15 protein-coding genes and 4 tRNA genes are annotated in these 19629 nt (G+C 47.6%); 3 read left to right on the top strand and 16 right to left on the bottom strand.

Annotated features, from left to right (window positions below; translation table 11 throughout):
- Positions 1 to 3: 3 nt before the first annotated feature.
- The 14 genes from rpoC to DXT99_RS11280 form a co-directional block, all read right to left on the bottom strand.
- Positions 4 to 4317, bottom strand: coding sequence for a DNA-directed RNA polymerase subunit beta' (gene rpoC / locus DXT99_RS11215; RefSeq protein ID WP_115565641.1), 4314 nt, complete (start codon positions 4315 to 4317; stop codon positions 4 to 6).
- Between the two features lie 107 nt (positions 4318 to 4424).
- On the bottom strand, positions 4425 to 8297 hold the full coding sequence (gene rpoB / locus DXT99_RS11220; RefSeq protein WP_115565642.1) for a DNA-directed RNA polymerase subunit beta: 3873 nt from the start codon (positions 8295 to 8297) through the stop codon (positions 4425 to 4427).
- Between the two features lie 159 nt (positions 8298 to 8456).
- Complete coding sequence (gene rplL, locus DXT99_RS11225) at positions 8457 to 8837, bottom strand: 50S ribosomal protein L7/L12 (RefSeq protein ID WP_115565643.1); 381 nt, start codon at positions 8835 to 8837, stop codon at positions 8457 to 8459.
- 43 nt (positions 8838 to 8880) lie between these two features.
- Positions 8881 to 9405: a 50S ribosomal protein L10 gene (gene rplJ, locus DXT99_RS11230; RefSeq protein ID WP_115565644.1), complete on the bottom strand. Its 525-nt coding sequence runs from the start codon at positions 9403 to 9405 to the stop codon at positions 8881 to 8883.
- 5 nt (positions 9406 to 9410) lie between these two features.
- Positions 9411 to 10103, bottom strand: a complete 693-nt coding sequence (rplA, locus tag DXT99_RS11235) for a 50S ribosomal protein L1 (RefSeq protein ID WP_115565645.1) — start codon at positions 10101 to 10103, stop codon at positions 9411 to 9413.
- Positions 10104 to 10117: 14 nt separating this feature from the next.
- Positions 10118 to 10561: a 50S ribosomal protein L11 gene (gene rplK / locus DXT99_RS11240; protein ID WP_115565646.1), complete on the bottom strand. Its 444-nt coding sequence runs from the start codon at positions 10559 to 10561 to the stop codon at positions 10118 to 10120.
- 12 nt (positions 10562 to 10573) lie between these two features.
- The gene (gene nusG, locus DXT99_RS11245) at positions 10574 to 11131 is read right to left on the bottom strand and encodes a transcription termination/antitermination protein NusG (protein WP_115565647.1); all 558 of its coding nucleotides are present in this window, start codon (positions 11129 to 11131) and stop codon (positions 10574 to 10576) included.
- Between the two features lie 9 nt (positions 11132 to 11140).
- The gene (gene secE, locus DXT99_RS11250) at positions 11141 to 11332 is read right to left on the bottom strand and encodes a preprotein translocase subunit SecE (RefSeq protein WP_115565648.1); all 192 of its coding nucleotides are present in this window, start codon (positions 11330 to 11332) and stop codon (positions 11141 to 11143) included.
- Between the two features lie 28 nt (positions 11333 to 11360).
- Positions 11361 to 11433, bottom strand: a tRNA-Trp gene (locus DXT99_RS11255).
- 110 nt (positions 11434 to 11543) lie between these two features.
- The gene (gene tuf, locus DXT99_RS11260) at positions 11544 to 12731 is read right to left on the bottom strand and encodes an elongation factor Tu (protein WP_115565649.1); all 1188 of its coding nucleotides are present in this window, start codon (positions 12729 to 12731) and stop codon (positions 11544 to 11546) included.
- Positions 12732 to 12803: 72 nt separating this feature from the next.
- Positions 12804 to 12875, bottom strand: a tRNA-Thr gene (locus DXT99_RS11265).
- Between the two features lie 118 nt (positions 12876 to 12993).
- Positions 12994 to 13066: transfer RNA gene (locus DXT99_RS11270), tRNA-Gly, on the bottom strand.
- A gap of 98 nt (positions 13067 to 13164) precedes the next feature.
- Positions 13165 to 13247: transfer RNA gene (locus DXT99_RS11275), tRNA-Tyr, on the bottom strand.
- Between the two features lie 149 nt (positions 13248 to 13396).
- Positions 13397 to 15958: a M1 family aminopeptidase gene (locus DXT99_RS11280; protein ID WP_115565650.1), complete on the bottom strand. Its 2562-nt coding sequence runs from the start codon at positions 15956 to 15958 to the stop codon at positions 13397 to 13399.
- 85 nt (positions 15959 to 16043) lie between these two features.
- Between DXT99_RS11280 and DXT99_RS11285 the strand changes: the two genes are divergently transcribed.
- The 3 genes from DXT99_RS11285 (at position 16044) to frr (ending at position 18103) form a co-directional block, all read left to right on the top strand.
- Positions 16044 to 16541 carry an acetyl-CoA carboxylase biotin carboxyl carrier protein subunit gene (locus tag DXT99_RS11285; protein ID WP_115565651.1) on the top strand — a complete coding sequence of 166 codons (498 nt, stop codon included), beginning with the start codon at positions 16044 to 16046 and terminating at the stop codon, positions 16539 to 16541.
- A 160-nt stretch (positions 16542 to 16701) separates the two neighbouring features.
- Positions 16702 to 17487 (top strand): UMP kinase, encoded by a 786-nt coding sequence (pyrH, locus tag DXT99_RS11290; RefSeq protein WP_115565684.1) that lies wholly within the window; start codon positions 16702 to 16704, stop codon positions 17485 to 17487.
- A 52-nt stretch (positions 17488 to 17539) separates the two neighbouring features.
- Positions 17540 to 18103: a ribosome recycling factor gene (gene frr, locus DXT99_RS11295; protein ID WP_115565652.1), complete on the top strand. Its 564-nt coding sequence runs from the start codon at positions 17540 to 17542 to the stop codon at positions 18101 to 18103.
- A 145-nt stretch (positions 18104 to 18248) separates the two neighbouring features.
- On the opposite strand, the gene DXT99_RS11300 is transcribed toward frr, so the two are convergent.
- Both DXT99_RS11300 and DXT99_RS11305 read right to left on the bottom strand, forming a co-directional pair.
- Complete coding sequence (locus tag DXT99_RS11300) at positions 18249 to 19022, bottom strand: hypothetical protein (protein ID WP_181885096.1); 774 nt, start codon at positions 19020 to 19022, stop codon at positions 18249 to 18251.
- A 225-nt stretch (positions 19023 to 19247) separates the two neighbouring features.
- Positions 19248 to 19529, bottom strand: coding sequence for a hypothetical protein (locus DXT99_RS11305; RefSeq protein ID WP_115565653.1), 282 nt, complete (start codon positions 19527 to 19529; stop codon positions 19248 to 19250).
- Positions 19530 to 19629 lie beyond the last annotated feature (100 nt).

Genomic DNA, 19629 nt, shown 5'->3' on the forward strand with positions numbered 1-19629 from the left:
CAATTATCTTTTCTGTAATTCTTGCTGTCTCTTGGTAGTGGCCTTTTTAGACTCTACCAACGCTTCGTACTCATCCTGGCTTCCTACAATCAGCTTCTGATACTCCCTCAGACCTGTACCTGCCGGAATCAGGTGACCCACGATAACGTTTTCTTTCAGACCCAGTAACTCATCTGCTTTACCTTTGATAGCAGCCTCGCTGAGCACCTTCGTCGTTTCCTGGAAGGATGCAGCTGAGATAAAGCTTTGCGTACCAAGTGAAGCCTGTGTGATACCTTGCAGCGTTGGTCTTGACACGGATGGAGATGCATCACGCACCGTTACCAGTTTCATATCCCTGCGCTTCAGGCTGGAGTTCTCGTCACGAAGCCTTCTGGCCGTAACAATCTGTCCTGGCTTCAGGTTAGGTGAATCACCAGACTCCTCTACCACTTTCATGTCGATGATGCGGTCGTTTTCTTCCATGAAGGTAATCTTATCCACCACCTGGTTTTCCAGGAAGCTTGTATCACCCGCATCAACCACTATCACTTTCTGCATCATCTGGCGTACAACCACCTCAATGTGCTTGTCGTTGATCTTCACACCCTGCAGACGGTATACTTCCTGAATCTCATTTACAAGGTACTCTTGTACAGCACCCGGTCCCTGAATATTCAAGATGTCTGACGGCGTGATAGCGCCATCTGACAGTGGCATACCCGCACGTACGAAGTCATTGTCCTGCACGAGGATGTGCTTGGAAAGCGGCACCATGTATTTCTTCTTCACTCCGTCTTTCGACTCGATGTAGATTTCACGGTTACCACGCTTCACGGTACCATAGGTTACCACACCATCAATTTCAGACACAACGGCCGGGTTAGATGGGTTACGCGCCTCGAATAATTCCGTCACTCGTGGCAGACCACCTGTAATGTCACGCGTTTTACCTATAGCACGAGGAATCTTCACCAGAATTTGTCCGGCTTTGATTTTCTCGCCGTTCTCTACCGTTAAGTGAGCTCCTACCGGAATGTTGTAGCCTTTTGGCTCGCCGTTCTTCGGATTCACGATAATGGCAGGGTTCTGCGTCTTATCTTTTGTATCAATAATTACTTTCTCACGGTAACCAGTCTGCTCATCCGACTCCTCGCGGTATGTGATACCCTCAATCACGGATTCGTAAGCAATTTCACCGTCGAACTCGGAAAGAATCACCGCGTTGTATGGATCCCAGTTACAGATCTGAGCACCTTTCTCTATGATTTGACCATCGTTCACGTGCAGGAATGAACCGTAAGGCACGTGGTTGCTGATCAACAGTTTGCCAGTATTTGGATCAACGACTTTTACCTCGCCTGAACGACCCATTACTACTTTCACCGGTTCCCCTTCGTTGTTGACTGTATCCAGCGAGCGAACATCTTCATACTCAACCTTACCGCCGAACTTCGCCAGGATAGTTGCATCTACCGCAATGTTAGACGCAGTACCACCTACGTGGAAAGTACGGAGTGTCAGCTGTGTACCCGGCTCACCGATGGACTGTGCAGCGATAACGCCTACAGCCTCACCTTTCTGCACCATAAAGCCTGTTGCCAGGTTACGGCCGTAGCACTTGGCGCAGATACCGCGCTTGGATTCACAGGTAAGCACGGAACGGATTTCCACAGCCTCAATCGCAGTTGCCTCGATAGCACGGGCAATTTCTTCTGTAATTTCCGATCCGGATTCCGCTATCAGGTCATTCGTAATCGGGTCATATACATCATGCACCATTACACGACCCAGGATACGCTCTGAAAGTGTCTCCACGATATCTTCATTGTCTTTCAGTGCACTTACTTCCAAACCTCTCAGTGTACCGCAGTCTTCTTCGTTCACGATCACGTCCTGCGACACGTCTACCAGACGTCGTGTCAGGTAACCGGCATCGGCTGTTTTAAGGGCCGTATCCGCAAGACCTTTACGGGCACCGTGTGTAGAGATAAAGTACTCGATTACATCCAGGCCTTCCTTGAAGTTAGAAAGGATTGGGTTTTCGATAATCTCACCCACAGAACCCTGTAGCGACTTCTGAGGCTTGGCCATCAGACCTCTCATACCACCTAACTGACGAATCTGCTCTCTTGAACCACGGGCTCCGGAGTGCATCATCATAAAGATGGAGTTAAAGCCCTGGTCATCGTTCTCCAGACGAACCATCAACGTTTCCGTAATCTGGTTGTTGATACGTGTCCAGATATCAATTACCTGGTTGTAACGCTCATTGTCTGTGATCAGACCCATGGAGTAGTTTTGCCATACAGCAGCCACATCCTTCTTAGCCTGCGCTACCAGAATGTCTTTTTCCTTTGGTATCTGAATATCACCCAGACCCATAGAAAGACCGCCTTTATAGGCAGACTGGAATCCAAGAGTTTTAATATCGTCCAGGAACTGAGCGGTACGCGCCATACCCGTTTCTTTGAACACACGGGAGATAATCTGCTGCAGTTTCTTCTTTGTCAGCAGTTCATCTATGTATCCTACTTCCTCAGGTACAAACTGGTTGAAGATGACACGGCCGGCTACGGTTTCAATTGACTTGGTTACCAGTTCGCCTTGCTCGTTTCTGATTTTTGTTCTTACTTTAATGTATGCCTGCTTCGAAAGGAGACCTTCGTTGATGGCAATGATCACTTCCTCCGCAGAGTAGAAGCTCATACCCTCACCTTTGATCTTCTCGTTTTCAGTCGTGCGCTTTCCTTTAGATACATAGTATAAACCAAGTACCATGTCCTGAGAAGGTACTGCAATCGGAGCACCGTTTGCAGGGTTCAGGATGTTGTGCGACGCCAGCATCAGCATAGAGGCTTCCAGTACAGCAGCAGGTCCTAGTGGAACGTGCACCGCCATCTGGTCACCGTCAAAGTCAGCGTTAAATGCTGTACACACCAGTGGGTGCAGCTGAATCGCTTTTCCTTCGATCAGTTTTGGCTGGAAAGCCTGAATACCTAATCTGTGGAGCGTAGGAGCACGGTTAAGGAGTACCGGGTGGCCTTTCAGCACATTCTCCAGGATATCCCATACTACTGGGTCCTTACGGTCTACTATTTTCTTTGCAGACTTCACCGTTTTCACGATGCCTCTTTCGATCAGCTTGCGGATGATGAACGGCTTGAAGAGCTCAGCTGCCATGTTCTTAGGCAGACCGCACTCATGCAGCTTCAGTTCAGGACCTACCACAATTACCGAACGACCGGAGTAGTCCACACGCTTACCAAGCAAGTTCTGACGGAAACGACCCTGCTTACCTTTTAGCATGTCGGAAAGTGACTTCAGCGCACGGTTACCTTCTGCACGAACAGCGTTCACTTTACGTGAGTTGTCGAACAGGGAGTCAACTGCTTCCTGCAGCATTCGCTTCTCGTTACGAAGGATTACTTCAGGGGCTTTGATCTCTATCAGGCGCTTCAGACGGTTGTTACGAATAATCACACGTCTGTAAAGGTCGTTCAGGTCAGAGGTAGCGAAACGGCCACCATCCAACGGAACAAGCGGGCGAAGCTCCGGCGGAATAACAGGCACCATGCGGATGATCATCCACTCTGGTCTGTTCTCGATGCGGGTAGCAGCATCACGGAAAGCCTCTACAACGCGCAGTCGCTTCAACGCGTCTGCTTTACGCTGCTGAGAAGTCTCGTGTGCAGCAGAGTGACGCAACTCATAAGACATGTCGTCCAGGTTGGTACGCTCCAGTAGCATTTGCAGCGCCTCGGCACCCATCCTTGCGATGAACTTGTTCGGGTCGTTGTTATCCAACGCCTGGTTCTCACGCGGAAGTTTGTCAATCATATCCAGGTACTCATCCTCAGTCAGGAAGTCCAGTGTGTTTACACCGTCTTCTGCCAGAATACCTGGCTGGATCACTGCATATCTTTCGTAATAGATAATCTGGTCAAGCTTCTTTGTTGGTAAGCCTAACAGATATCCTATTTTATTCGGAAGTGATTTGAAGTACCAGATATGCGCCACCGGAACAACCAGTTCGATGTGGCCCATGCGCTCGCGGCGCACTTTTTTCTCCGTCACCTCTACACCGCAACGGTCGCAGATGATGCCTTTATATCTGATTCTCTTATACTTTCCGCAGTGGCATTCCCAATCCTTTACAGGTCCGAATATTCTTTCGCAGAATAAACCACCCATTTCAGGCTTATAGGTTCTATAGTTTATGGTCTCAGGCTTTGTTACTTCCCCGTTGGAACGCTCCAGGATTGACTCTGGTGAAGCCAAGCTGATCGTTACTTTAGAGAAATCCTGAGAAAGTTTTTTATTTTTCGCAAATGCCATATTATATTATAATAATGTCGATACAATGAATTGGCTTTACAGCTAAAATCGGTCCAAACACAAGCTAAGCGCTTCGGCCGTAGCCTTAGCGCTTAGTGTATGGTTTATTATTCTAACGTAATCTCCAGTGCCAGACCTCTTAGCTCGTGAATCAGTACGTTGAATGACTCAGGGATATTTGGTTTTGGCAACACATCGCCCTTTACGATTGCTTCATAAGCTTTCGCACGGCCGATCACGTCATCTGATTTCACTGTAAGTATTTCCTGCAGCACGTTTGAAGCACCGAATGCCTCCAACGCCCACACCTCCATCTCACCGAAACGCTGACCACCAAACTGGGCTTTACCACCCAATGGCTGCTGTGTAATAAGTGAGTATGGTCCGATAGAACGAGCGTGCATCTTATCATCTACCAGGTGACCCAGTTTCAGCATGTAAATCACACCTACTGTTACCGGCTGGTCGAAACGATCTCCTGAAAGACCATCAAACAGGTAAGAACGTCCGAAATGCGGAAGCCCTGCCTCAGCCAGCTCAGCAGAAACCTGCTCTTCTGTGGCACCGTCGAAGATTGGTGTAGCATATTTTCTACCCAATTTCAGACCTGCCCATCCAAGCACCGTCTCGTAAATCTGACCGATGTTCATCCTTGAAGGTACACCCAGCGGGTTCAGCACGATGTCCATTGGAGTTCCGTCTTCTAAGAACGGCATATCCTCCTCACGAACGATTCTTGCTACCACACCTTTGTTACCGTGACGTCCCGCCATCTTGTCACCCACTTTCAGCTTACGCTTCTTAGCGATGTATACTTTGGCAAGCTGCACGATACCTGCCGGCAACTCATCTCCTACCTCCAGTGTGAAACGCTCACGCTTGAAGTGTGCAGAAGTGATGTTTCTGCGCTTGTTGTAGTTCTTAACAAGCTCCACCAGCATTGTGTTCACTTTCTCATCAGCAGTCCAGTTCTCCAGGATCAGGTCCTTGAACATGTTCACTTCTTCCGGAACAGCGTAGTTGCTTTCGTCCTTGTAAGGGTTTTTCTCAGGGAACAACGCTTCAGTGATGTTCTTTCTGGTGAACTTCACCCCTTTTGTAAGGATTTCATCACCGAACTTATGTCTGATGCCCTGCGACGTTTTGCCTTCCAGTAAAGCAACAAGCTTGTCAGCCATCACATTCTTGATGCTGATCAGGTCTTTGCTGTATTTTACCTTCAGTTCTTCAACCTCTTTCTTAGACTTGGCACGCAGGTTCTTGTCTTTCTTCGGACGGGAGAACAGCTTTGTCTCAATCACCACACCATTCAGTGATGGCGGTGCCTTAAGCGACGCATCTTTCACATCACCGGCTTTATCACCGAAGATGGCACGAAGCAGCTTTTCCTCTGGCGTAGGGTCTGTCTCTCCCTTCGGCGTGATTTTACCGATAAGGATATCTCCTTCCGTTACTTCCGCACCGATGCGGATGATACCGTTCTCATCCAGGTTTCTTACTGCTTCTTCACTTACGTTCGGGATTTCAGAAGTTAATTCTTCCTCTCCACGCTTCGTCTCACGAACTTCCAGCTCAAACTCCTCAATGTGGATAGACGTGAATATATCATCACGCACTACCTTTTCAGAGATTACGATGGCATCCTCAAAGTTATAACCCTGCCATGGCATGAACGCCACCTGCATGTTACGCCCGATGGCCAGCTCGCCGTTGTTGGTGGCGTAGCCTTCGCAAAGTGGCTCCCCTTTGGTTACGCGGTCACCTTTTCTCACTATCGGAGAGAGGTTGATACACGTATCCTGGTTTGTTCTTCTGAACTTCACCATTTTGTAGGTTACGTACTCTGCGTCGAAGGAAACAAGTTTCTCTTCTTCGCTCAGGTCGTACTTCACTACAATCTTAGTAGAGTCAACAAAGTCAATTACACCGTCGCCTTCTGCAATCACCAAAGCTCTTGAGTCGATAGCTGCTCTTCTTTCCAGACCAGTACCTACAATCGGAGCCTCTGCCTTCAGCAGTGGCACAGCCTGGCGCTGCATGTTCGAACCCATCAGGGCACGGTTAGCATCATCATGCTCCAGGAACGGAATCATAGAAGCCGCTACCGATACAATCTGGTTCGGCGCAACGTCCATATAAGTATATGTTTCCGGCGCCTCCACAGGGAAGTCACCTTCGAAACGTCCTTTTACAGTCGGATTCACAAAGTTACCGCCCTCATCAATCACGGCATTCGCCTGTGCGATGTGGTGGGTGTCTTCTTCCTCGGCAGTTAAGTACTCAACAGTTCCATCTACTACTACTTTACCTTCGATTACCTTTCTGTAAGGTGTCTCGATAAAGCCCATGTGGTTCACGCGGGCGTGCACACACAGCGAAGAAATCAGACCAATGTTCGGACCTTCCGGAGTTTCAATGGTACACAGTCGGCCGTAGTGCGTGTAGTGAACGTCACGTACCTCGAAACCGGCACGCTCTCTTGACAGACCGCCTGGCCCCAGTGCTGATACACGACGCTTGTGCGTCACTTCAGCCAGCGGGTTCGTCTGGTCCATGAACTGAGACAGCTGGTTTGTTCCGAAGAACGAGTTGATCACTGAAGACAGCGTACGCGCGTTGATAAGGTCAACAGGCTTGAAGTCTTCGTTGTCGCGCACGTTCATACGCTCTTTGATGGTACGGGCCATACGGGCCAGACCAACACCGAACTGTGCGTAAAGCTGCTCTCCAACCGTTCTGACACGGCGGTTGCTCAGGTGGTCAATATCATCCACCACCGCTTTTGAGTTGATCAGACCGATCAGGTACTTCACGATAAGCACGATGTCTTCATTCGTCAGTACTTTCGCTTCCCAGTTCGTGTCAAGACCAAGCTTCTTGTTGATTCTGTAACGACCAACCTCGCCTAAGTCATAACGCTTATCTGAGAAAAACAGCTTCTGAATGATGTCACGTGCCGTTTCAACGTCCGGAGCCTCTGTGTTACGCAGCTGGCGGTAGATTTGCTCTACTGCTTCCTGCTCAGAGTTAGAGTTGTCCTTCTGAAGCGTATTATATATAATCGCGTAATCAGCGATGTTTACATTCTCACGGTGCAGAATAATTGATTTTACACCTGAGTCTACAATGATATCGATATCCTCCTGAGTGAGTTCAGAGTCACGCTCCAGAATCACTTCGTTACGGTCGATGGATACTACCTCACCGGTGTCTTCATCTACGAAGTCTTCTGTCCATGTTCTTAAAACACGTGCAGCAAGTCTTCTTCCGATAGAGTTCTTCAGGGAATTCTTATCTGCCGGGATTTCCTCAGAAAGGCCGAACAGATCCAGTATATCTTTGTCAGTACCGTAACCGATGGCACGCAGCAACGTTGTAACCGGGAATTTCTTCTTACGGTCGATGTAGGCATACATCACGTTGTTCACGTCAGTAGCAAACTCCACCCAGGATCCTTTAAAAGGAATAATTCTGGCAGAATAGAGTTTTGTACCGTTTGTATGCTTACTTTGTGCAAAGAACACACCTGGTGATCTGTGAAGCTGCGATACGATAACACGCTCTGCACCATTAATCACGAAAGAACCTTTCTCGGTCATGTATGGGATGTTACCCAGGAACACTTCCTGCTCGATTGTCTCGAAGTCTTCGTTATCCTCATCGTTACAGATCAGGCGAAGCTTTGCTTTAAGTGGAACAGAATACGTTAGCCCTCTGTCGATGCTTTCATCAACAGAGTATTTAGGAGGATCTATATGATAGTCGATAAACTCCAGTACGAAGTTTTCTCTTGAATCTGATATGGGAAAGTTCTCGGCAAAAACCTTGAACAGCCCTTCCTGAGCCCTATTCTCCGCTGGTGTCTCCAACTGAAAGAAGTCCTGAAATGACTGAAGCTGAACATCTAAGAAGTCAGGATAGTCAATGACCGGATTAATAGAGGCGAAATTTATTCGCTCTGTCGTTCTATTGTTAGCCAAAGCTTTTGGAATTTAGTTAATAAAAAGTAACAAACACACAGAGTCCAAAACAACTGTGGGCAAAAAAAGGGTTCCAAAAACTTGAACCCATGTACAAACAGGAAAAGACCTGACGCATTTGTCAGGTCTACCTGTTATCGGTATGTTGATATAGTGGGATTATTTAACCTCCACTTCAGCACCAGCTTCTTCCAAAGATTTCTTCAGTGATTCCGCTTCGTCTTTTGCAACACCTTCTTTAAGTGCTTTAGGAGCGCCATCAACTAATTCTTTAGCCTCTTTCAGACCAAGACCAGTTAACTCTTTTACCAGTTTTACAACTGCTAATTTAGAGGCACCTGCTGCCTTCAGGATTACGTCAAAAGAAGTTTTTTCTTCTGCTGCGGCTCCTGCTTCAGCGCCACCACCACCTGCTACCATAGTTGGGGCTGCAGCAGCTGGCTCGATGCCGTACTCATCCTTCAGAATAGTAGCTAGTTCACTAACTTCCTTAACAGTTAAGTTTACTAACTGCTCAGCGAATGCTTTCAAATCTGCCATTTTTATTGAAATTAAAAGTTACTTATTGATTACGTTTTTAAAATTATTCTTTTTCCGATAAAGTTTTCAGGATACCGGCCAATTTACCACCACTGCTCTGAAGCGCTGAAATAACGTTCTTCGCAGGAGACTGTAGTAAACCGATAACATCACCGATGAGTTCATCCTTAGACTTGATCTTTGTCAGTGCATCCAGTTGCTCGTCGCCAATGTAAAGTCCTGCGTCGATGTAAGCACCTTTCAGAAGTGGAAGCGGGTTGCCTTTCTTTCTGAAGTCCTTGATGAGTTTTGCAGGGGCATTGCCTGACTCCGTAGAGAACAGGATACCGGAAGCGCCTTTCAAAACACCTTCAAGTGCAGTTGTATCAGCCTCTAAAGTATCTAGAGCCTTCTGGATTAGTGTATTCTTGTATACTTTGTACTCCAGACCGCGGTCAAAGCACATTCTCCTGAACTGGTTGATGCTGGCTACGCTCATGGTAGAAGCATCTGTAATATAGAAGTAGTTCGTGTTGGCGAACTTCTCGGTCAGTTCATTTACGATTATCTCTTTTTCTTCCCTGGTCATTTTTCTTAGATTGCTGAGTTCTTGTCAACGGTTACAGCCGGGCTCATCGTGCTGGACATGGTAATGCTCCTGATGTATGTACCCTTTGCAGAGGCTGGCTTCAATCGGTTAAGTGTCTGAAGCACCTCATGTGCGTTTGCAGCAAGCTGCTCTGCAGAGAAAGAAGACTTCCCTACGCTGGTGTGGATAATTCCGAACTTGTCTACTTTGAAGTCGATTTTACCGGCTTTCACTTCTTTTACTGCTTTCGCAACATCCTGCGTTACAGTTCCTGATTTCGGGTTTGGCATCAGGTTACGAGGTCCCAGGATTCTACCTAAACGACCTACTTTCGCCATAACGGCAGGCATGGTGATGATAACGTCTACATCCGTCCAGCCTTTTTCGATTTTCTGGATGAAATCATCCAGACCTACGAAGTCTGCACCGGCGTCTCTTGCTTCCTGCTCTTTGTCAGGAGTAACAAGGGCAAGCACTTTTACATCTTTACCTGTACCATGAGGCAACGTAACGATACCACGTACCATCTGGTCTGCCTTACGAGGGTCAACTCCCAGGCGTACATCTATATCAACAGAAGCGTCGAACTTAGTGAAGGTAATGTCCTTTACAACTGAAGCGGCATCTGCTAAAGAATACTCTTTTGTCAGGTCAGCTTTTTCTAAAGCAGCCTTCCTCTTTTTTGAAATCTTTGCCATTTTCCTTTAACTTATTATTCGCTCCACGGAGCATTACCAGAAACTGTGATACCCATGCTTCGTGCAGTACCAGCTACTTGTTTCATAGCGGACTCTACTTTGAAAGCATTCAAATCAGGCATTTTTGTTTCTGCAATTTCTCTGATCTGATCCCATGTTACAGAGCCTACTTTGTTTCTGTTCGGCTCTTTTGAACCGCCCTTAAGCTTAGCAGCATCTAACAACAATACAGGAGCAGGAGGCGTCTTAATAACGAAGTCAAAAGACTTATCTGCATAGATTGTAATCAGTACTGGTAACACTTGTCCAGGCTTATCCTGAGTTCTAGCGTTAAACTGCTTGCAGAACTCCATGATGTTAAGACCTTTAGAACCAAGCGCAGGTCCAATCGGTGGCGAAGGATTCGCTGCACCTCCCTTTACCTGAAGTTTCAGGTAACCTTTAATTTCTTTTGCCATTATATAATTTTACTACGATTCTTTTTCTACCTGCATGTAATTCAGCTCTACCGGGGTGTTTCTTCCGAAGATTTTCACCATCACGTTCAGCTTCTTACGTTCTTCAAACACTTCTTCCACTGTACCGGAGAAGCCACTGAAAGGACCATCCATCACTTTCACAATTTCCCCAACTATAAATGGTGTGTCCAGTACTTCTGTCTGCTCTTCTGCTTCGTCTACTGTTCCCAGTATTCTGTTAACTTCAGACTGTCGCAGCGGAACAGCTTTTTTTGTTGCCGAGCCATCATTCGCACCTAAAAAGCCAATAACGCCCGGGGTGCTGATGATAATGTGCTCTGCTTCACCATGAGAAAGGTCAGCGTGAATCAGCACATAACCCGGAAAGAAGCTACGCTCCCTGATTCTTTTCTTACCGTTTCGCATCTCGTATACCTTCTCCGCCGGTATTAACACCTGGGGAACGTATTCTTCGAGGCCCTGTCTCATTATCTCATGCTCCAGGTAAGCTTTCGCTTTTTTCTCCTGGCCACTTACTGCGCGCACTACATACCACTTTAAATCAGCCATATTCCTAATTTAAAACTGGTTGTAGAACCACGTCAGGCCTGAATCAAAAACAAAGTCCATCGCGCCCACTACAAGAGCAAAAATTAAAGAACCTATCAACACCAATACAGAACTCCTTTGCAATTCTGAATAAGTTGGCCAAGAGACTTTGTCTCTCATTTCCTCAACTGTCTCGTTTATGTAGGTTGTTACTTTGCTCATCGCTTCGCTAAACTGAAATTAAAAATTGCACGGGTGGAGAGACTCGAACTCCCAGCCAATGGTTTTGGAGACCACTACTCTACCAATTGAGCTACACCCGTAAAAAAATGCACACCACTTTTTGTCAAATGGAGTGCAAATTTATGTAATTTATTTATGAATTCAAACCCGTTCTTAAGAAAGTTTCTAAGAACGGGTTTGAAACATATTATTAGTCAAGGATTTCAGTTACCTGACCGGCACCTACTGTTCTACCACCCTCACGGATAGCGAAACGCAGACCTTTCTCCATGGCTACCTTGTTGATCAACGACACAGTGATTGTGATGTTGTCACCTGGCATAACCATTTCTACTCCTTCAGGAAGCTTAATCTCACCAGTAACGTCTGTTGTTCTCAGGTAGAACTGTGGACGGTATCTGTTGAAGAATGGCGTGTGACGGCCACCTTCTTCTTTTGAAAGAACGTAAACCTCAGCTTTGAACTCCTGGTGCGGCTTAACAGAACCTGGCTTGCAGATAACCATACCACGACGGATATCAGACTTTTCAATACCGCGAAGCAACAGACCTACGTTGTCACCAGCTTCACCTCTGTCAAGGATTTTACGGAACATCTCAACACCAGTCACTACTGACTTCATGTTTTCAGCACCCATACCCAGGATATCAACCTGCTCACCAGAGTTAACTACACCACGCTCGATACGGCCTGTCGCAACAGTACCACGACCCGTGATAGAGAACACGTCTTCTACTGGCATCAGGAATGGAAGGTCAGTCAGACGAGCTGGAATTGGAATCCAAGAGTCAACAGCCTCCATTAATTCTTCGATAGTAGCAACCCACTTCGCATCGCCGTTCAAGCCACCAAGAGCAGAACCTTGAATTACAGGAATGTTATCGCCATCAAAATCATAGAAAGAAAGCAGTTCACGGATTTCCATCTCCACAAGCTCAAGAAGCTCTGGGTCATCCACCATGTCCACTTTGTTCATGAATACTACCAGCTGAGGAACACCTACCTGACGGGCAAGAAGGATGTGCTCACGTGTTTGTGGCATCGGGCCATCAGTAGCAGCAACCACAAGGATAGCACCGTCCATCTGGGCAGCACCAGTAACCATGTTCTTCACGTAGTCAGCGTGACCTGGGCAGTCAACGTGTGCATAGTGACGGTTTACAGTTGCGTATTCTACGTGTGATGTATTGATAGTAATACCTCTTTCTTTTTCTTCAGGAGCGTTGTCAATTGAAGAGAAGTCACGAAGTTTAGCAAGACCTTTGTTAGCCAACACTGTAGTGATAGCAGCAGTCAAAGTAGTTTTGCCGTGGTCAACGTGACCAATAGTACCGATATTTACGTGCGGTTTGGAACGGTCAAATGTTTCTTTAGCCATTGTATGATATTAAATTAAGGTTAAAACGTTTAAGTTTATGTCGCGCTTTTTAATTACACGTAACGGACTTTGAGCCAACGATGGGAATTGAACCCACGACCTCTTCCTTACCAAGGAAGCACTCTACCCCTGAGCTACGTCGGCTTCTAAGTTCACTTTGATAGTACAACCCTATTTACAGTAAAAAGGAAGCTCATCTGCATGAATTTCCTTCTCCAGTTAATCCGTAAATTAATAAGTCGTAATCTCTTTAACTTAAATGAGCGGGAGACGAGGGTCGAACTCGCGGCCTATAGCTTGGAAGGCTATCGCTCTACCAACTGAGCTACTCCCGCTTTTTTCCAATTTTGAATAACTGAATGTGTGAATGACTGAATAAAAAACAAGAACTGAATTCAGCCATTCTGTTATTTAATCATTCAAAATAAAAAAGTGGGGAGAGCAGGATTCGAACCTGCGAAGTATCACTACAACGGAGTTACAGTCCGTCCCATTTGGCCGCTCTGGAATCTCCCCGACTTCACTAATTAACAATAAATCAGCAAAACTTTCCCTTAGACTTTCCTCTTTAAGAGGCCTTGCTTGTTCTAAGGAGATGCAAAATTAAGCGCTTTTTCTTTCAAGTCAAATAATATCGAAAATAAATGTGAATTATTTTTCCCTCGTTAGCGGCCGTACATCTGCAGCAGGCGCTCATCCTTCTCATTCTGGCGTATCTGCTGGAGCAGTTCCTGCACCTCCGCCCTTTCAGACATTACCATAAGTGCCTGATAGGCAGCGGCACGCACATAATATTGTTCACTGTTCTGTGCAAGATTTGCCAGTAAGGTTATGACCTCCGGTGTATTGGTCTGGCTGTTGCCCGCTAAGTAAGCACCGAAGCTCTGTAACATATAATACAGTTGCGATCCGCTTGCGTCCTGTACCTGGCGCATAAACCAGTCGTATTTCTCCGGCCCACCCTGCACTGCATAGTAAGAGGCAAGTGCCAGTACAATATCTTCGTTCTGTTCCTCCTCAAATGCTGCCAGCCGCTGCTTTGTGTCCGCTGCACCGGTGCCCGCATAGGCCAGTATACCTGCGGCAGCTGCCAGATAAGAGCTATCCTGCATCGCCTGCTCAAATACAGGGGTATGCTTTCCGCCGTTCCAGCCGGCAAGTGCCAGTATAGCTTCTGCCCGTACGGCCCCTTCCTTGTCCTGTAACGCCATCTGCCGGATGGTGTTCTCCACGGTGCTTGCCTGTCCTTCTTTCAGGTTGCTCAGGCTGTTGATAGCAGCACTTCTTACGCGCCAGTAATCATCATTGAGGGCTGTCTGGTACATTTGCAGCACTTGCGGCTGCTGCAAGCTGTCTTCCAAAGTCATCATCGCCTCCAGCTTTGGCCCCAGTTGCTGGGTATGCTCAAACTGGTACACCAGTTCCTCTTGTGACTTCTCATGCTCTACTACTCCCAATAGCTGCTGCTCTGCATCAAAAAGCACCAGTTCCGGCTCCGTTGGCACATTAAAAGTAAAGGTTTGCTCGGCCTTGTCTACCACAATAGGATAAACTGTTTTTTTGCCTCCGGCCCAGACGGCCACCTGTAGTGGCAATCTGTATACCGGCGCATAAGCCGTGTCCTGGGTTTGCGTTACCTGCAGGCGCAGCTGCCCGTTCTGGTAACTATCCTCCACCTTCAGTTCCGGATGACCTGCCTGCATAAACCATTGGTCAAAGAACCACATCAGGTCCCTGCCCGTCACATCCTCAAAAGCCAGGCGCAGTTCTGCTATCTCTACATCAGAGAATTTGTTCTGCGTGAGGTAGCGGTTCAGCGATGCCCACCAGGCCTCGTCTCCCACCAGGTTGCGCAGCATGTGCAGCACCCGGCCTCCTTTGGCATAGGAGTGGCTGTCGAACATATCTTCCCGGTCTTCATAATGATAGCGGATAATAGGCTCCCGCTTTGTCTCCGCCTCATTCAGGTATTGGCTCAGCTCATCCATCTGCAGGTAAGCGGCTTCGTCCTGGCCATATTTGTGCTCGGCCCACAGGTACTCTGAGTAATTGGCGAAAGCTTCGTTCAGCGGCAGGTTAGCCCATGACTCCGTTGTTACATAATCGCCAAACCACTGGTGAAACAGCTCGTGTGCAATAATGCCGTCCCAGTTCTTGTCCAGCAGCTCCCGCTCATTCAGTTGCAGCGCCTCCATAAAGATAGAAGCCGAGGTGTTCTCCATCGCCCCTGATACATAGTCCCGCACCACTATCTGCGAGTACTTTGCCCAAGGGTACTCCACCCCCAGCTTTGTAGAGAAGAACTCCATCATCTCGGGCGTGTTCCCGAATATCTGTTTGGCAGTGCCCTCATACTCCGGCTCTACATAGTAATTCACTTCTTTATTACGCCACTTGTCTTTTACCACGGCAAATTTGCCTACTGCCATCATGGCTAAATAGGGGGCGTGTGGCAGGTCCTGTTTCCAGTAATCTGTCCGGGTGCCGTCGGCGTTCTGCCGGGAGTACACAAACTCCCCGTTGGAGAGCGTCATGTACTTCGGGTCCACTGTCATATAAATTTCCTGCGTGGAGCGCTCGTTCGGGGAATCAATTGTAGGGAACCAGGCGGAGTTCGCTTCCGTTTCGCCCTGCGTCCAGATTTGCATCGGCTTGTTGAGCTCGGCCCCGAGTGGGTTAATGAAATACAGTCCTTTGTCTGATGTGATGGCATCGCTGCCGCCAGCCTCCAGCTCGTTTGGCTTGGCTGTGTAATTTATCTCCACCACATACTCCTCTGTGCGGGTGTATGCCTTATTCAGGTTGATGGCTAGCTTCCGTCCGTCATAGCTGTACTTGAGGGGGCTGCCATCGTCGCCCTTCATCAGGCTCACGCTGTGTATGTCCATACCTTTGGCATCCAGCACCAGCGTGTCCTGCGGGTAAAAGTAGGGCTTCAGCCTGAGTTCGGCGGTGCCGTTGAGGTACTGCTTTTCCCAATCGAAGCTTACGCGCAACTTTGTGTGCAACAGGTCGTGCTTTCTTGTGCGCGACGGGTTGAAAGCATGCTTCTGAGGTGCCCACACGGGCTCGGTATTGGCAGGAACGGTATCAGTAGGCACAGCCACTGCCTCAGCGGTGGCTCCGTTTCCTGTAGTTGTATCTGTAACAGCTTTGTTGGCACTGCAGCCGCCTGTAAAAGCCATAGCGGCAGCCAGGCCCACAATGCTTAAAAACCTATGATTCATGATAGAATGTTTTAATTTTGAAGCCAAGTTCTAAAAATACTCTGAGAAATCAACTAACTTTAAAGTCAAAACCATACGAACGAAGATGCTCCAGGTAAAAACCGCTAACGACAAAATATGGCAGGTTGATATTAAGAACGACACCGTAATTCTGAATGGTGCCCCTTTTAACTGGGACATCTCCCCTATCGGCCCCCATACCTACCACATCATAAAAGACGCCCGTTCGTATACGGCAGAACTGGTTTCGGCGAACTATGAGGAGAAAACTTTTACTTTTAAAATTAACGGCATCACACAGACCGTTAGTGTAAAAGACCGCTTCGACCTGCTGCTGGACAAGCTGGGGATGAGCGACGCTAATGCCAAAAAGGTGAATGACGTGAAAGCGCCTATGCCAGGTCTTATTCTCGAGATAAAGGTGAAGCCCGGGCAAGAGGTGAAAAAAGGAGACCCGATTATGATTCTGGAGGCCATGAAGATGGAAAACATTTTGAAGTCTCCGGGAGATGGCGTAGTGAAGGAAGTGAAGGTAGAGGAAAAGCAGAACGTGGAGAAGAACCAGGTGCTGATCCTTTTCTAAAGATTAACACAACAGGAAGAGCGGCTGCCACGGTAGTCGCTTTGTCATGTAAAAGCCTGTTTGAACTTTTTTTTTGCGCGCGCTCCTTTACTGCTACTGCGCAAAGGATAAATTGGAACAGGCTCAAAACCAGATTCTAAAACTAATACAGATAAATACCGTGAAGTATAAACGAATTTTGCTAAAGCTCAGTGGCGAGGCGCTCATGGGCGAACAACAGTACGGCATTGACTCTAACAGACTACTGCAGTATGCCCAGGAGATAAAAGAAGTATCCAGGCTTGGCGTGGAAGTGGCCGTAGTGATAGGCGGTGGCAATATTTTCAGAGGTGTGCAGGCCGAGCAGGTAGGCTTAGACAGAGTGCAGGGCGATTATATGGGTATGCTGGCCACTGTTATCAACAGCATGGCGCTGCAGAGTGCCCTGGAAAAACTTGGCGTTTATACCCGGTTGCTTTCTGGTATCAACATTCAGCAGGTATGTGAGCCATACATTCGCCGCCGCGCAGTGCGCCACTTAGAAAAGGGGCGTGTCGTTATTTTTGGGGCCGGTACCGGCAACCCTTACTTCACGACAGACTCAGCCGCTGCCTTGCGGGCCATCGAAATTGAGGCGGATGTGGTACTGAAAGGCACGCGTGTAAACGGTATTTACTCTGCCGATCCTGAAAAGAACCCAGATGCTATCTTCTACAAGAATATTTCTTTCAAGGATGTTTTTGAAAAGGGCCTGAACGTAATGGACATGACAGCCTTTACGCTCTGCAAAGAGAATAACCTGCCTATTATCGTATTCGACATGAACACAGGTGGCAACCTGAGGCGCCTGGTAGACGGGGAGGAAATAGGCACGCTGGTAACGATGGATGACATTGCAGAATCACTGAGAGAGACGGCAGAGCAGCTACAGAAGAATGATTCGAAGCAGCATCCTGACAAAAAATAAAAATTCTTATTTTTGCCCAAAATATTTCAGAACTATATTAAGTTAATTAGATATGACGGAAGAAATTCAGTTTTACCTCAGCGAAGCAGAGGAGTCTATGGACAAGGCTGTCCAGCATACAAACTCTGAGTTAACTAAAATACGTGCTGGCAAGGCGTCTCCTGCTATGGTGGAAGACCTGCGTGTAGATTATTATGGTGCTCCCACTCCTGTCTCTCAGGTAGCCAATGTAACTGCCCCTGATGCACGCACCCTGCTGATTAAGCCCTGGGAAAAGAACATGCTGGGCGAAATTAACAAAGCCATCAAAAACAGCGACCTGAACCTCAACCCCATGCAGGAGGCTGACGCAATCCGTCTGAATATCCCGGCCCTGACAGAGGAGCGTCGCCGCGACCTGGTAAAGCAAGTGAAGAACGAGACGGAGAATGGCAAGATCAGCATCCGCAACATCCGCAAAGATGTAAACGACTCACTGAGAAAGCTACAGAAAGAAGGCACTTCTGAAGATGCCGTGCGCGACGCCGAAGCGAAAGTTCAAAAGCTGACAGATGCGCATATCGTCCAGATTGACGAGTTGCTTTCGAAGAAAGAAGCAGAAATCATGACAATCTAGTCTCACGCGTTAGCTGCCAGACATAGAAATGAAAAGCCTCTCCGGGAAACCAGAGAGGCTTTTCATTTCTTAACCACCAGTACAAGTCTTCCCGGCACCTGCGGAAAGGAACTCGCAGACCTGCCTGCTCAATTTGCTACTGCTCTTATAAATCTACCGGCTCAAAGGAGGTAAAAGCGTTTTCAGGCACTTCATCCAGCACCTTAATGTCCGTTATCTTAGCCTGGCCCCGGTCTCCGGACAGTTTTAGCTGGCCGTACGACTGGTAGTCCTGCCACGGCATCACAAACGCTGGCACCGAATCGTCTGCGTTTCGGAAATAAGCCCACTGCGCTACCAGGTTCGTGTTTTTGTCTACATATACTTTGTATTTATTTTCGGGTGTAACGCCAACATTTTCATATGTCAGTTGCAGCACATCGGCCTGTTGTCCCACCTGTGTCGTGTCTTCTCCCAGGTATTTCAGGGTAACCCCGGAATCCTTCAGTTTAAAGGGCATCACCAGCCAGTAAGAATCGTTTATCCAGGCCTCTTTCCCCTTTTGCAGGTATTTTGCCAGGGAGTCTGGCTGGGTAACTTCTGCACCGTCTTTATATACTCTACCTTCCCCTGTATCGATGTTTACCAGAATTTTGGTATCGTCCTTCACATGCTCTACCCGTACGTTGCCTGTATGCTTATCCCAAAGGAGCTTGCGGTTCCCAAAGAAGTTCCAGGAAATATACCGCGTGTCGTCCCAGCTTTCGCGCCCGCCCTGCGCTGCCATAACCGAATCAGCTATCAGTATCGCCTCCGGATCAGAGGCAGCCATGTTGAATCCCTCCATCGGCGGGTTTTCCTGCCCGGCAGGCTGACACATCTGGAACAACATCAGTAAGGCAAGCACACTTGCTTTAACATAAACCTGTAGAATTTTCATAAGGATGTTACTTTTGGTTAACTCAGCTTCAATTATCTGAATCAATGGCAATTAAGCACAAGTGTGGTAGCAAAACAACCCTACCATCGCTCTAAGCAGGAAAATTATGATGGTGCGTAACAGGGAAACATTAAAGGCGACAGCCAATCAGCGTCTAAAGCTAAAGTACCTTTCTAAAAATGCAGGAGGACTTCTTCAGTATTAAACTTTACCTCGTCTGTTTCTTCAGTTATCGGAGGGGCTTAAATCAACGCTGTCGGGGCTGTTCTGACTATCCAGTGCATCAAGCGCATTCAGCTCATCTGAGTTTTCCTCCATCAGTTGTTGTAGCTCTGTTTCGATGGGCACGTTTTCCAGCAGAGCAAAATACGCAAAGTCATCATCTGCTGCATCCGGGAGGGGCGCCATATTAGCTGTAATCAATTTCCAGCCGGCATGTGCTAATTCGTTCAGGCTTGTTTCAAATGCTTCTGCCGAACTCACCTGTAGTACTTTATATCTTTTCATTAAGTAGATGTACGTATAAAAGTATCAGTTTGATGAGATCAGGGCCGAGAGTTATCTTTTTAACATTTCAAGCATTTCCCCTGGCAGGCCTGCTGCTCTG

The sequence above is a fragment of the Pontibacter diazotrophicus genome, from assembly GCF_003367245.1.
GTDB classification, from domain to species: Bacteria; Bacteroidota; Bacteroidia; order Cytophagales; family Hymenobacteraceae; genus Pontibacter; species Pontibacter diazotrophicus.